Below are 14,001 nucleotides of genomic sequence, written 5' to 3'. Positions count from 1 at the left end.
TGAAGCGCTGGCACGCGCTTCACCGGATACGGCTGCGTTGAGGGGGGAGCCGGTCCCTGCCCGGCCCGGCGCGGTCGGCTCAGCGAGGTGGGGGCGTTCTGTGGAGCGTCGGGCGTTCCGCCGACGGGAAAGCGCTGGGACGCGCTTTCCCGGATACGGCTGTGTCGAGGGGAGCCGGTCCTTGCCCGGCTCCGCGCGGTCGGCCTTTCGAGGTGGGCGCGTTCCGAGGAGCGTCGGGCGTTCCGCCGACGGGATAGAGCTGGGCGCGCTTTCTCGGAGTCGGCTGCGATCGGGACGGCCTGCTGGTGACGCGGGGAGAGCGCGGGGTCAGCGGAGGGAGATGCCCTCGGTGGCGGGGGCGGCGGAGTAGACGGCGGCGATGGTGTCGGCGAAGTCGGCGAGGATGACGTTGCGCTTGATGCTCATCTTCGGAGTCAGGTGACCGCTCGCCTCCGAGAACTCGGTCGGGAGGATCACGAACTTCCGGATCGACTCTGCACGGGAGACGCGTTCGTTCGCCGCGTCGACGGCCCGCTGCACCTCGGCCAGAACGACCGGGTTCACGGCCGCGTCCTCGAGTGACAGGCCCTTGTCCTGCCCGTTGTTGGCGAGCCACGTCGGCAGCATCTCGGAGTCGAGCGTGACCAGAGCGGCGATGAACGGGCGCTGATCGCCGACGACGACGACCTGGCCGACCAGCGGGTTCGCGCGGATCGGATCCTCCAGCGCCGCCGGAGCGACGTTCTTGCCGCCGGCGGTGACGATGATCTCCTTCTTCCGCCCGGTGACGCGCAGGTACCCGTCCTCGTCCAGGGTTCCGAGGTCGCCCGTGCGGAACCACTCGCCGTCGAACGACTCGGCCGTCGCCGCCTCGTTGTTCCAGTAGCCGCCGAAGACGTCGATGCCGCGCACCTGGATCTCGCCGTCGCCCGCGATCCGGATCGAGACCCCGGGCATCGCCGGGCCCACCGAGCCGATCTTGAACCGCTCGGTGCGGTTGACCGTGGCGGGCGCCGTCGTCTCCGTGAGGCCGTAGCCCTCGAGGATCTTGATGCCGAGGCTGTGGAAGAAGTGCCCGAGCCGGTCTCCCAGCGGCGCCGAGCCGGACACGGCGAAGCGGACGTTCCCGCCCATGGCGGTGCGCAGCTTCGAGTACACGAGCCGGTCGAAGAGGAGGAACTGCAGCTTCAGCGCGAGCGGCACCGAGCCCGCCTCGAGCGCCATCGAGTGGGCGACGGCGACGTCGGCCGCGCGGCGGAAGATCTTCCCCTTCCCCCCGGCCTCGGCCTTCTGCTCGGCGGAGTTGTAGACCTTCTCGAACACGCGCGGCACGGCCAGGAGGAACGTCGGCTTGAAGGACGCGAGCGAGGGGAGCAGCTGCCTGGTGTCGGCCTGGTGCCCCACCTTCACCCCGCCGTGCACGCAGAGGATCGCGATGAAGCGGGCGAACACGTGCGCGGTGGTGATGAACAGCAGCGTCGACGCGCCGGGCTGGTGGATCAGCTCCGTCAGGGCGACCGCCGAATTGCGGCTGAGCTCGACGAAGTTCGAGTGCCGGATGATGCAGCCCTTGGGGCGGCCGGTGGAGCCGGAGGTGTAGATGATCGTCGCGATGTCGGTGCCGGTCGCCAGCGAGCGGCGGCGCTCGATCTCGGCATCCGGCACGTCGATGCCGCGGGCGACGAGCTTGTCCAGATCGCCCAGCCCGATCTGCCAGGCGAGGCGGACCTCGGGAAGGTCGGCGCGGATCTCGTCGAAGCGGGCGAAGTGCTCGGGGGTCTCGACGATCACGGCGTGCGCGCCGGAGTCGGCGAGGTTCCACTGCACCTGCGCGGGGGAGGAGGTCTCGTACACCGGGACGAGGACCCCGCCGGCGAACCAGACGGCGAAGTCGATCAGCGTCCACTCGTAGCGCGTCTTGCAGATCAGCCCGACCTTCTCGCCCGGCTCGAGGCCGGCGGCGACGAAGCCCTTCGCGAGGGCCGTGACCTGGTCGAGGAACTCCTGCGCCGTCACATCGCGCCAGCCGTCGCCGTCGGGCAGCGCGAAGAGCGGGCGATCGGGCGTCTCGCGGACGCGGTCCAGCAGGAGGGCGGTCGTATTGGCCTGGGGATCGGCCGGAACCACCAGGGGGGAATCGAACTGGTCCACGGCAACTCCTTCGGTACCTGAATGAACGTCGTCTCCACCCTACCGGCGCGGCGCAAGCTGTGGATCCGTTCAGGGTAACGATCCAGCGGTGGCTCCGCGAGGAGGGCCGACACGCGTCGCCGGGACTCGCCGCTGAGCCGCATCGGAGCACTCGCGGTCACTACACTCGTCCTGGCCGCCGCTCAGGGCGGCCCGCCGACGCTGCCGCGCCGGTGGCGACGGGAAGGCGGTTCGCGTGCACGCGATCGGGATCGACATCGGCGGCACGAAGATCGCCGGAGCCCTGGTCGACGAGTTCGGGGGGATCCTCCGCGAGGACCGTCGGCCCACGCCCGCCGGGCACCCCGAGCTGATCGTCGACGTCGTGGTCGAGATGGTCGAGCATCTGCGCTCCGGTCTGCTCCCGGGAGACGTCTCCGCGGTCGGAGTCGCCGCCGCCGGCTTCATCGACGCCTCGCAGTCGATCGTCTACTACGCCCCGAACATCAACTGGCGCAACGAGCCCTTCCGCGAGAAGCTCTCGGCCCGCATCGACCTGCCGATCATCATCGAGAACGATGCGAACGCCGCCGGCTGGGCCGAGTTCCGCTACGGCTCGGGCCGCCTCGTCAGCGACATGCTGATGCTCACCATCGGCACCGGAGTGGGTGGCGCGATCGTCATCAACGACCGGCTCCTGCGCGGCGGCTTCGGCGCAGCGGCCGAGATCGGGCACATGCGCGTCGTCCCCGGAGGCCTGCCCTGCGGCTGCGGCGCCCGCGGCTGCATCGAGCAGTACGGCTCGGGCCGCGCGCTCCAGCGCTTCGCCGGCGAGCTGGCCGACGCGGGCGGGATCGGCCAGGGCATCGCCGACGCCCGCGCCCGCAACGGCGGCGAGCTGAACGGCCACCTCATCTCCGAGCTGATCACCGCCGGCGACCTCGGCGCCCTCGCGGCGCTGCGACAGCTCGGCCACTGGCTGGGCGAGGCGGCGGCCAGCCTGAGCGCCGTCCTCGACCCGCAGATGTTCGTCATCGGCGGCGGAGTGGCGCAGGCGGGCGACCTCCTGCTGGACCCCATCCGCCAGGCCTACCTCGACAACCTCCCCGCCCGGGGCTACCACCCCGAGCCCGAGTTCCGCATCGCGGAGCTCGTCAACGACGCGGGAGTCGTGGGGGCCGCCGACCTGGCGCGCCTGCACGCGAGCTCCCTCTAGCGGCACCCGCCGCACCCGATCCGCCGCACCGCCGAGGAGCCCGATGTTCTACTGGTTCATGAAGCACATCGTCGCGGGCCCGCTCCTGAAGACGATCTTCCGGCCGTGGGTGGTCGGTGCCGACAAGGTGCCGCAGAACGGCGGCGTGATCCTCGCGAGCAACCACCTCTCCTTCATCGACTCCGTGATCCTCCCGCTGGTGATCGAGCGGAACATGGTCTTCCTCGCCAAGAGCGACTACTTCACCGGCAAGGGCCTCAAGGGCTGGGCGACGCGGACGTTCTTCACCGCCACGGGGATGCTGCCCATCGACCGCTCCGGTGGCAAGGCGTCGGAGGCCTCGCTCAACACGGGCCTCCGCGTCCTCGCGGGCGGCCACGCCCTGGGCATCTATCCCGAGGGCACGCGCAGCCCCGATGGCCGCATGTACCGCGGCCGCACCGGTGTCGCGCGCATGGTCCTCGAGGCCCGCGTGCCCGTCATCCCGGTCGCCATGATCGACACCGCGCGCATCATGCCCATCGGCAAGCGCCTGCCGAAGCTGGGCCGCATCGGCATCGTCTTCGGGGAGCCGCTCGACTTCAGCCGCTTCGAGGGCATGGAGGGCGACCGGTTCATCCTCCGCTCGATCACCGACGAGATCATGTACGAGCTCCTCGCCCTGAGCGGCCAGGAGTACCTCGACGTCTACGCGACCTCGGTCAAGGAGAAGCGCGCGGCCCTCACCCGCTGAGCGCCCGCTCGACGCCGGGGCCCCCTCCCGGCCGAGCGCCCTGCCAGGCGATAAGCTCGTCAACCGCTGCCGTCCGTCCGGACGGCGGCCCTCCGCGCGCCGCTGGCGCCCGTCAGAACCGGGAACACCCTCGTGGTCATCGATCCGAACGAACCGTACGTCCTCGCCGCCCCCTCCGTGGTCGCCGGCCTGGACTATTGGCGCGAGCTCGAGATCAAGCAGCAGCCGCAGTGGCCCGATGCGGAGGCCGTGCGAGCGGCGTCCGCCGAGGTGGCCGCGCTCCCTCCGCTGGTGTTCGCCGGCGAGGTGGACCAGCTGCGCGAGCGTCTCGGAGCCGCGGCCCGCGGCGAGGCGTTCCTCCTGCAGGGCGGCGACTGCGCCGAGACCTTCGCCGGAGCGACCGCCGAGCAGATCCGGAACCGCGTCAAGACCGTGCTGCAGATGGCCGTCGTCCTGACCTACGGCGCGAGCATGCCCGTCATCAAGATGGGCCGGATGGCCGGCCAGTTCGCGAAGCCGCGCTCGAGCGACCTCGAGACCCGCGGCGACGTGACCCTGCCCGCCTACCGCGGCGACATCGTCAACGGCTACGACTTCACCCCGGAGTCGCGCGCCGCGGACCCGCGCCGCATCGTGCAGGGCTACCACACCGCCGCCTCGACGCTGAACCTCATCCGCGCCTTCACGCAGGGCGGATTCGCCGACCTGCGCCTCGTCCACTACTGGAACAAGGGCTTCACCGAGAACCCGCAGAACCAGCGCTACGAGCAGCTGGCCCGCGAGATCGACCGCGCGGTCAAGTTCATGGTGGCGTGCGGGGCCGACTTCGAGGGCATGAAGCGCACCGAGTTCTACACCGGCCACGAGGGCCTGCTGATGGACTACGAGCGCCCCATGACGCGCATCGACTCGCGGACCGGCACGCCGTACAACACCTCCAGCCACTTCATCTGGATCGGCGAGCGCACCCGCGAGCTCGACGGCGCGCACGTCGACTTCCTGTCGCGGGTGCGCAACCCGATCGGCGTGAAGCTCGGCCCGTCGACCACGCCCGAGACGATGCTCGAGCTGATCGACAAGCTCGACCCCGAGCGGGAGCCCGGGCGCCTCACCTTCATCACCCGCATGGGTGCCGGGAGGATCCGCGACGCCCTCCCGCCGCTGCTCGAGGCCGTCAAGCGGAGCGACGCCCTGCCGCTGTGGGTGACCGATCCGATGCACGGCAACGGGCTGACGACCCCGACCGGCTACAAGACCCGTCGCTTCGACGACGTGGTCGACGAGGTCAAGGGCTTCTTCGAGGCGCACCGCGCCGCGGGGACGCACCCGGGCGGCATCCACGTCGAGCTCACAGGCGACGACGTCACCGAGTGCCTCGGCGGCTCGGAGCACATCGACGAGGCGACGCTCGCCACCCGGTACGAGTCGGTCTGCGACCCCCGCCTCAACCACATGCAGTCGCTCGAGCTCGCGTTCCTCGTGGCGGAGGAGCTCCGGGGCCGCGCGATCTGATCCGACCCCGACCGCCGGTCGAGTCCCCGCCGAGGGGCTCGACCGGCGGCGTCAGGTCGTGATGGTGATCGACAGCTGGATCGTCGTGCCGCGCTGCACGAGATCGCCGGCCTTGTTGGACTGGTTCGTGACCTTGGTCAGCTCGTTCGGCGCCGCGTCGATCAGCGGGCCGAGCGTCGTCAGGGAGTAGCTCCACGACAGGTCCGCCGCCTCGAGGGCCGCCTTCGCCTCGTCGCGGTTCATCCCCACGACGTTCGGCACGGCGACGGGCTCGGGCCCCTTCGACACGACGACCGAGACGGTGTCGCCGGTCGCGGCGGGCGCCTCCGGGTTCGCCTGCGTGAGGACGACGCCCGCGGCCACGGTGTCGCTCCAGTCCTCGCCGCTGCGGTCGAGGGCGAGACCGGCCGCCTCCGCCTTCGCCGTCGCGTCGTCGATCGAGAGGCCGACGACGTTCGGGATCGGTCCGAGACTCACCACCATCGCGATGGTGCTGGTCTCGGACATCGTCTCGGGCAGTGCCGATCCGTCAGGCAGCGAGGCGGAGACGACCACACCCGCGTCGACGTCGGCGTCGAAGATCTTCGAGACGTCGCCGACGGTGAAGGAGCCGCCCGTCACCGCGGCGGCAGCGTCGGCCTCCGAGAGGCCGGCGAGCGACGGGACCGGCAGCTGGCGCGGCCCGCTCGAGACGGTCAGCGTGATGACGGAGCCCTTGTGCACCCCCTGCCCGCCGGGCGGATCGGAGCTCACCACCGTCCCCGCGGGCACGGTGAGGTCGGGCGTCTCCTGCGGCTGCACCTCGAAGCCCTGCGCCTGCAGCTGGGCCGTCGCGTCCTGCTGCGACTGGCTGACGACGTTCGGGATCGACACGATCGCGCCGGGTCCCTCGCCGAACCACCAGGCCGTCCCGCCGCCGATGAGCGCCAGGAGGAGGACGACCACCGTGAGCAGGACGCCGCGGCGCCGTCGGACGCGGCGCCTGCTCGCGAGCCGGGCGACGGTGTCGTCGTCCTCGTCGACCACGAGCACCGCTCCGGGGGCCGGCGCCGGGTCGAAGACCGAGGTCTGCCCGGGCTCCGCCGTATCGAAGACGGCCGTCGCGGGCGCCGGATCGGCGACGGGCGCCGGGAGCGAGGTGACCGCCTGCGTGTCGCCGCGGCGGTCGCTCGGTGTGATGCCCATGAGTCGCTCGGCCTCGAGCAGCTGCGCGAGCATGACGCCGGCGTCGCGGGGCCGCAGGTCCGGGTCGCGCTCGGTCGCCCAGAGGACGAGCTCGTCGAGCGAGGTGGGGACGGAGGCGACCGTCGCGCTGGGGTACGGGACGGAGTCGTTCGCGTGCTGGTACGCGATCTGCATCGGCTGCTCGCCCGTGAAGGGCTGCTCTCCGGTGAGCATCTCGTAGATCATGATCCCGATGGCGTAGATGTCGCTGCGGGTGTCGGCGGTGCCCCGCGTGACCAGCTCGGGGGAGAGGTAGGCGATCGTGCCGAGGAGGGCCTGGCCGGAGGCGGTGTTGGCGGAGGCGGCGCGCGCGAGGCCGAAGTCGCCGATCTTGATCCGGCCGTCGTCGGCGAGGAGCACGTTCTCGGGCTTGAGGTCGCGGTGGAGGATCCCGGCGCGGTGCGCGGCGGCGAGACCCGAGAGCACGGAGTGCATGATGTCGACGACCTGCTGGGCGGTCAGCCGGCCGCGCTCCTTGAGCAGGTCGCGCAGGGTGATCCCGGGGAGGTACTCCATCACCAGGTAGGCCATGTCCGAGTCCTGGCCCTGGTCGAAGACGCTGACGACGTTCGGGTGGGCGAGACGGGCGGCGGAGCGCGCCTCCTGGACGAAGCGGTTCTTGAACGTCGCGTCGTCGGAGAGGTGGCCGTGCATGACCTTCATCGCCACGCGGCGCTCGAGGCGCTGGTCGTGCGCCAGGTAGACCGTCGCCATGCCGCCGCGGGCGATCCTCGAGCGCACCTCGTACCGGCCGTCGACGAGACGGCCGAGGAGGGGGTCGAGCTGGCTGGTGGTCACGCGACGAGTCTAGGCAAGACCCCCGGGGGAACCGGTGAGCGACGCCCGGGCGGTGCAGGACGGGCGCGACTCCTTCTCCGGACGCCCGCAGTTGGCGGCCCTCCGGGCTCGTGGCAGTCTTGACACGTGACCGACTCGTCCGCTTCCCCCGCCACCTCGACCGATTCCGAGCTCGAGTGGCTGACCGTCCCCGACCTCGTAGAGCTGACCGGGCTCGGCGCCGGCCGGGTCCGCCGCCTCCTCGAGGAGCGCCACCTGCTCGGCACCCGCCGCGACGGCGTGCTGAAGGTCCCCGCCCTCTTCCTCCGCGACGGGGAGCCGATGAGCGAGATCCGCGGCACCGCGATCCTGCTCGCCGACTCCGGCTTCACCGACGACGAGGCGGTCGACTGGATGCTGACGGTCGAGGAGAGCCTGGGCACGAGCCCGATCGTCGCCCTCCGCGCCGGCCGCAAGGCCGAGGTCCGGCGGGTCGCCCAGGCCCTGGCCTGATCCCGCCGGTCCGCTCCTAGGAGGTGCGGACCGTGACCTGGGCTGCCAGCTCGCGCAGCTCCGCCACGCCCTCCGTGCGGAGCGGCGCGTCGGGGAGGACCGCGATCGCCGCGGCCACCTCCTGGTCGATGCGCTCCTCGAGCCGCTCGAGGGCGCCGCTGCCCGCGATGATCTCCTGCGCCCGCGCGATGGACGCCGCGTCGGCGTCGCTCCGGCCCACGACCGCGTCGAGCTCGGCCCGCTCGCCCGGCGAGCACGCGCCGCGGGCGAGGCCGAGCAGCACGGTGCGCTTGCCCTCCCGCAGATCGTCGCCGGCCGGCTTTCCCGTCACCGCCGGGTCGCCGAAGACTCCGAGGACGTCGTCGCGCAGCTGGAAGGCGATCCCGACCGGGAGCCCGAAGCGGCGCAGGGCGTCCAGCTGAGCGTCGTCGCCGCCGGCGAGGGAGCCGCCGATCACCAGCGGCGCCTCGATGCTGTACTTCGCGCTCTTGTAGACCACCACCCGCTCCGCCCGCTGCAGGTGCTCGTGCTCGGGGTGCTGCACCCACGCGCTCTCCTCGAGGATGTCGAGGTACTGGCCCAGCGTGACCTCGGTGCGCATCAGGTTGAACTCGGCGCGCGCGCGCTCGGCCGCGACTCGATCCCCGAGCGACCACTCCGCCGCGGCGAAGATCTCGTCCGACCAGACCAGGAGGAGGTCGCCGAGGAGGATCGCGGAGGAGCGGCCGAACTCGTCGCGGTCGCCGGTCCAGCCGCCGTCGGCGTGGAAGGAGGAGAAGCGCCGGTGCGCCGCGGGAGCGCCGCGGCGGGTGTCGGAGTTGTCGATCACGTCGTCGTGGACGAGAGCGGCGGCGTGGAACAGCTCCAGGCCGGCGCCCACCCTCGCGATCGGATCGGAGCCGCTCGGATGGGCCTCGCTCGAGGTGCTCGACACGGCGTTCCAGCCCGCCTCGCAGAAGCGCGCGCGGAACCGCTTGCCCCCGCTGAGAAAGTCCCGCGAAAGGTCGCCGAGGGCGAAGACGTCCTCTCCTATGGAGCGCAGAATTGGCGTGCGCCCGGTGAGGAATTCATCGATTCGGAGCTGGACGCGATCGACCAGTCGAGAGCTGTGGTTCACCCGACCAGCCTATGCACCGAAGGTGCCTGGTGCCTGCGTCGGGCTCGGTCTACACTGAAGCGCCGCCCGACCGGTCGAGCCCAGACGCCGCCTATTCCGGTGCCGATCCCCGAAAGGGTCGACGCCGCACCCTGAAGGGGTCACGATGCCGCTTTCGGAACACGAGCAACGGCTCCTCGATGAGATGGAGCGGAACCTCTACCAGAACGACGCCGATTTCGTGGCGGCGGTCGGCAAGGGGCGCGGCGGCACCAACTACCGAGCCCTCGTGCTCGGCATCCTGCTCGGCATCCTCGGTCTCGCCGTGCTCGTCGCGGGCGTGGTCGTGCGCCAGCCCCTCGTCGGCATCCTCGGGTTCGCCTTCATGCTCGGCGGCGTGATCGTGGCCATGCGCCCGGCCGCCGGCGGCTCCGCCGAGCCCGGCCTGCCCGACGTCGGCCGTCCGTCGAAGCCCCGCTCGGGCAACCGCCAGGGGTCCGGCTTCATGGACCGTCTGAACGACAGGTGGGACAACCGCGGAGACGGGCGCGGCTAGCCTCCCCTCCGCTCCACCACAGGGTCGATCCTCACGGATCGGCCCTTTTTTCGTGCCCGCGGCCTCCCTCCCGCGGCCTTCCCCCTCCACTTCGCCCCACTGTCGCGATTCCGCGGAAACACGCGGATGACCGGGGCCTCTCCGGCGCGCCCCGCGCCGCGCCGGGGTTGTGAGTGGGGGGAAGTGGAGTACTGTGGAGGACACACCATCCTTGGCCGGAAGAAGTGGGGGGCAGTCCGTGTTCCTCGGCACCTATTCCCCCAAGCTCGACGAGAAGGGCCGCGTGATCCTCCCCGCCAAGTTCCGCGACGAGCTCTCCTCCGGAGTCGTCGTCACGCGCGGCCAGGAGCGGTGCCTGTACGTGTTCAGCCAGGCCGAGTTCGAGGTGATGCACGAGAAGATCCGGCAGGCGCCGGTGACCAGCAAGCAGGCGCGGGACTTCCTCCGGGTGTTCCTCTCGGGCGCGAGCGCCGAGACGCCGGACAAGCAGAACCGCGTGACTCTCCCGGCTCCGCTGCGTGCGTACGCGGGCCTCGACCGCGACCTCACCGTCATCGGAGCGGGCAACCGCGCCGAGATCTGGGCGCAGGGCGCCTGGGAGACCTACCTGCAGGAGCAGGAGTCCGTGTTCTCCGACACCCAGGAGGAGGTGATCCCCGGCCTGTTCTAGGTCCTGTCGCGCGACTCCCAGCCACTCGGCGCCCGGACGCACCTTCCCCGGTGTCCGGACGCGAGGTGGATGGGGATCGGACGACAGGAACGGGAACGGCGGGACCGCCATGGCAGAGAACACTCCGAAGGGCGCTCCGCGCCCGACCGAGGAGCGGCACCTCCCGGTGCTGCTCGAGCGCTGCGTCGAGCTCCTGGCTCCGGCGCTGGAGCGCGACGGGGCGGTCGTCGTCGACGCGACGCTCGGCATGGGCGGGCACTCGCTCGCGCTGCTCGAGCGCTTCCCCGGCCTGCACCTCGTGGGCCTGGACCGCGACCCCGAGGCGCTGCAGCTCGCGGGGGAGCGGCTCTCCGCCCACGCCTCCCGGATCGACCTCGTGCACGCCGTCTACGACGAGCTGCCCGACGTGCTCGACGAGCTGGGCATCGACACGATCGACGGTGCGCTCTTCGACCTCGGCGTCTCCTCGCTCCAGCTCGACGAGACCGAGCGCGGCTTCTCCTACTCCAAGGACGCGCCGCTGGACATGCGGATGGACTCGACCGCCCCGCTCACGGCGGCGAGCATCCTCGCCGACTACGACGAGACCGCCCTGCGCCGCATCTTCCACGAGTACGGCGAGGAGCGCCTCGCCGCGCGCTACGCCAAGAAGATCGTGGAGGCCCGTCGCGAGGCTCCGCTGGAGCGCTCCGGCCGTCTCGTCGAGATCATCCAGGCGGCGACCCCGGTCGCGATCCAGCGGAACGGCCACCCCGCCAAGCGCGTCTTCCAGGCGCTGCGGATCGAGGTCAACCAGGAGCTGTCCGTCCTCGAGCGGGCGATCCCCGCCGCGCTGGGCCGGATCAACGAGGGCGGGCGGATCGTCGTCGAGGCGTACCAGTCGCTCGAGGACCGGATCGTCAAGCGCGCGCTCCAGGCCGCGTCCTCCTCCACCGCCCCGGCCGGCCTCCCGATGGAGCTGCCGGAGCACCGACCCGAGTTCCGACTCGTCATCCGCGGAGCCGAGCTCGCCTCCGACGACGAGAAGGCCCGCAACCCCCGAGCGACACCCGTGCGTCTGCGCGCGGCCGAGAGGATCAGGAGCACCGCATGAGCGCCACCGCCGTCATCGACCCCGCCGTCATCGACACCGCCCGCCGAGCACGCCCCGAGGAGGAGGCGCCCCGCCCCCGCATTGAGGCCGTCCCGGCCGGTCAGGCGCAGTCGCGCCCGAAGCTCGTCTACGGGATCGTCGCCGTCGCCGGCCTCTTCGCGATCATCGTCGTCCAGCTCCTGGTGAGCGTCGGCCTCTCGCAGGGGGCCTACCAGATCTCGGCGCTACAGACCGAGCAGAAGTCGCTCACCCGCAGCAACGCGGAGAAGCAGGACGCCGTCGACACGCTGAGCTCGCCGCAGAACCTCGCCACCGCGGCGCAGGGCCTGGGCATGGTCGCCAACACCGCGCCGGTCTACCTCCGCCTCTCGGACGGCGCCGTGCTGGGCGACCCCTCCTCCGCCGCGTCGAGCGAAGTCGCGGGCACCGCCTCCGCGCCGCTCGTGCCCAACGCCCTCGTCCCGGCTCTCCAGCCCGGCGCGAGCGCGTCCTCCCCGGCTGTCGACGGTGCGGCCGTACCGTTGCAGGGCGAGCTGCCCGCGCCCATCACGCACTGACGCACGGCGTCGCGGTCCGCCTCCGCGCGGGCACCCGCCCCGTGGGGCGCACGACGACCATCCGGACCCGACGAACGGCGGCCCGCCCGCCCGGAGCAAGAAGGACACCGCCGCAGTGAGACACCACCGCTCGAGCAGACGCCGCACGGCCGTCACGTTCGTCATCATCGTCGCCGTCGTCGGACTCTTCATCGGCAAGCTGGTGGACATCCAGATCGTGCGGGCGAACGAGCTCACCGATGCGGCCGCCCAGAACCAGTCGAACAGCGTCGTCACCTACGGCCAGCGCGGCCCCATCGTGGACCGCTCCGGGACGGTGCTCGCGGACACCACCACGCGCTACCGGCTGACGACCTCGCCGAAGAACGTGGCCGAGTTCCCGCGCGAGCTGGGCGAGGACCAGAAGGTCATGGTCAGCGTGCAGCAGGCCGCCTCCGAGATCGGCGCGATCACCGGGCAGTCGGTCGAGCAGATCACCGGAGCGGTGGACGCCGCGCTCGCGAAGGACGCGAAGGCCAACTACCTGATCCTCTCGGAGGGGCTCGACCTCGAGGCCTACCAGAAGCTCGTCGCGCTCGACATCCCGTGGACCTACTTCGAGACCCAGCAGGGACGCAGCTACCCCAACGGCGCGGTGGCCGGCAACCTCGTCGGCTACGTCGGGGCGGACGGAGCGGCCCAGGAGGGCATGGAGTACGCGGAGAACACCTGCCTCGCGGGGCAGAACGGGTCCGAGAGCTACGAGCGCAGCGCCGACTACGTCCGGATCCCGGGCAGCACCGTCTCGGAGACCCCGGCCGTCGACGGCGGGACGCTGAAGCTCACCATCGACTCCGACCTCCAGTACTACTCCCAGCAGGTCCTCTCGCAGCGCGTCGCCGAGGTCGGCGGCAGCTACGGGATCGTCGTGGTGCAGGAGGTCAAGACCGGCAAGCTGCTCGCCGTGGCCGAGACGCCGACCGTCGACCCCAACAACGTCGAGGCGAGCGCCTCCGCCGACCGCAGCTCGCGCGCCTTCCGGGCGCCGTTCGAGCCGGGCTCGACCTTCAAGCCGATGACGGCCGCGATGCTGATCGACCAGGGCCAGGCGGGCCCGACGACCCAGGTCGTCGTCCCGGACTCCTTCGAGAAGGACGGCGCCTCGTTCAGCGACGACTTCGCGCACACCCCGACGAACTACACGCTGACCGGCATCCTCAAGGACTCGTCGAACGTCGGCATCTCCATGCTCGGCTCCCGCCTGTCGGCGCAGACCCGCTACGACTACCTGCAGAAGTTCGGTCTCGGCACGCCCACCACGAGCGGCTTCCCCGGCGAGGAGGGCGGCCTGCTCGCCGACTACCAGGACTGGGACAACCAGACGAACTACACGACGATGTTCGGCCAGGGCGTCTCGGCGACCGCGGTGCAGGTCGCGAGCATCTACCAAACGCTCGGCAACGGCGGAGTGCGGCTCCCGTCGCAGCTGATCGACGGCTGCACCACGGCCGACGGCTCCGTCGTGGACGTCCCCGATGCGACGGGCACCCAGGTGGTGTCGAGCTCGGCCGCGAAGCAGGTCGTCGACATGCTGCAGACGCACTACAACGAGGGCTGGCTGGCGAACGACATCCACGTCGACGGCTACAACATCGCCACCAAGACCGGTACCGCGCAGCAGCCCGACGGGAAGGGCGGCTACTCGAAGAGCTACACCGTCTCACTCGCCGGGCTCGCGCCGGCGGAGGACCCGGAGTACGTCGTGACGGTCACCATCGCCGATCCGGTTAAGATGAACACGTCCCAGGCGACGGCTCCCGTCTTCCAGCAGGTCATGACCCAGGTGCTCAAGACCAACCGGGTGGAGCCGTCCACGGTGCCGCCCGTCCAGTACCCCACGACGTGGTGAGCCCCGCCGGGACCACGATCCACGCACCAGAACGAG

12 protein-coding genes are annotated in these 14,001 nt (G+C 71.3%); 9 read left to right on the top strand and 3 right to left on the bottom strand.

Annotation, left to right across the window (positions count from 1 at the left end):
- Positions 1-327 precede the first annotated feature (327 nt).
- A complete protein-coding gene (locus tag C5C53_RS09490) occupies positions 328-2,151 on the bottom strand; it encodes a long-chain fatty acid--CoA ligase (protein WP_104267397.1) in 1,824 nt (607 codons plus the stop codon).
- A 235-nt stretch (positions 2,152-2,386) separates the two neighbouring features.
- Between C5C53_RS09490 and C5C53_RS09485 the strand changes: the two genes are divergently transcribed.
- The 3 genes from C5C53_RS09485 (at position 2,387) to C5C53_RS09475 (ending at position 5,591) form a co-directional block, all read left to right on the top strand.
- Entirely contained in the window at positions 2,387-3,346 is a 960-nt protein-coding gene (locus C5C53_RS09485; protein WP_104222580.1) for an ROK family glucokinase, read from the top strand.
- A gap of 43 nt (positions 3,347-3,389) precedes the next feature.
- The gene (locus tag C5C53_RS09480; RefSeq protein ID WP_104222581.1) at positions 3,390-4,079 is read left to right on the top strand and encodes a 1-acyl-sn-glycerol-3-phosphate acyltransferase; all 690 of its coding nucleotides are present in this window, start codon (positions 3,390-3,392) and stop codon (positions 4,077-4,079) included.
- A gap of 177 nt (positions 4,080-4,256) precedes the next feature.
- Positions 4,257-5,591 (top strand): class II 3-deoxy-7-phosphoheptulonate synthase, encoded by a 1,335-nt coding sequence (locus C5C53_RS09475; RefSeq protein ID WP_104222617.1) that lies wholly within the window; start codon positions 4,257-4,259, stop codon positions 5,589-5,591.
- Between the two features lie 51 nt (positions 5,592-5,642).
- On the opposite strand, the gene pknB is transcribed toward C5C53_RS09475, so the two are convergent.
- On the bottom strand, positions 5,643-7,613 hold the full coding sequence (gene pknB / locus C5C53_RS09470; protein WP_104267396.1) for a Stk1 family PASTA domain-containing Ser/Thr kinase: 1,971 nt from the start codon (positions 7,611-7,613) through the stop codon (positions 5,643-5,645).
- Between the two features lie 126 nt (positions 7,614-7,739).
- Between pknB and C5C53_RS09465 the strand changes: the two genes are divergently transcribed.
- The gene (locus C5C53_RS09465; protein ID WP_104222583.1) at positions 7,740-8,105 is read left to right on the top strand and encodes an Rv2175c family DNA-binding protein; all 366 of its coding nucleotides are present in this window, start codon (positions 7,740-7,742) and stop codon (positions 8,103-8,105) included.
- A gap of 16 nt (positions 8,106-8,121) precedes the next feature.
- Here the strand turns inward: C5C53_RS09465 and C5C53_RS09460 are convergent, their stop codons facing one another.
- Entirely contained in the window at positions 8,122-9,222 is a 1,101-nt protein-coding gene (locus C5C53_RS09460) for a polyprenyl synthetase family protein (RefSeq protein WP_104267395.1), read from the bottom strand.
- Positions 9,223-9,367: 145 nt separating this feature from the next.
- On the opposite strand from C5C53_RS09460, the gene C5C53_RS09455 reads away from it, so the two are divergent.
- The 5 genes from C5C53_RS09455 to C5C53_RS09435 all read left to right on the top strand — a co-directional run bounded on the left by C5C53_RS09455 (position 9,368) and on the right by C5C53_RS09435 (position 13,965).
- Complete coding sequence (locus C5C53_RS09455) at positions 9,368-9,757, top strand: DUF3040 domain-containing protein (protein ID WP_104222585.1); 390 nt, start codon at positions 9,368-9,370, stop codon at positions 9,755-9,757.
- A 238-nt stretch (positions 9,758-9,995) separates the two neighbouring features.
- Positions 9,996-10,427 carry a division/cell wall cluster transcriptional repressor MraZ gene (mraZ, locus tag C5C53_RS09450; RefSeq protein ID WP_104222586.1) on the top strand — a complete coding sequence of 144 codons (432 nt, stop codon included), beginning with the start codon at positions 9,996-9,998 and terminating at the stop codon, positions 10,425-10,427.
- Between the two features lie 109 nt (positions 10,428-10,536).
- The gene (gene rsmH / locus C5C53_RS09445) at positions 10,537-11,520 is read left to right on the top strand and encodes a 16S rRNA (cytosine(1402)-N(4))-methyltransferase RsmH (protein ID WP_104225374.1); all 984 of its coding nucleotides are present in this window, start codon (positions 10,537-10,539) and stop codon (positions 11,518-11,520) included.
- A complete protein-coding gene (locus C5C53_RS09440) occupies positions 11,517-12,077 on the top strand; it encodes a hypothetical protein (RefSeq protein ID WP_104222588.1) in 561 nt (186 codons plus the stop codon). Before rsmH ends, C5C53_RS09440 begins: the two co-directional genes overlap by 4 nt.
- Positions 12,078-12,192: 115 nt before the next feature.
- Positions 12,193-13,965 (top strand): penicillin-binding protein 2, encoded by a 1,773-nt coding sequence (locus C5C53_RS09435; protein ID WP_258063941.1) that lies wholly within the window; start codon positions 12,193-12,195, stop codon positions 13,963-13,965.
- Positions 13,966-14,001 lie beyond the last annotated feature (36 nt).

Origin of the sequence: Rathayibacter sp. AY1E3, from assembly GCF_002932235.1 — a bacterium.
Lineage (GTDB): Bacteria > Actinomycetota > Actinomycetes > Actinomycetales > Microbacteriaceae > Rathayibacter.
Note: the sequence above shows the minus strand (reverse complement) of the source record. Positions and strands in the feature narration are given on the sequence as shown.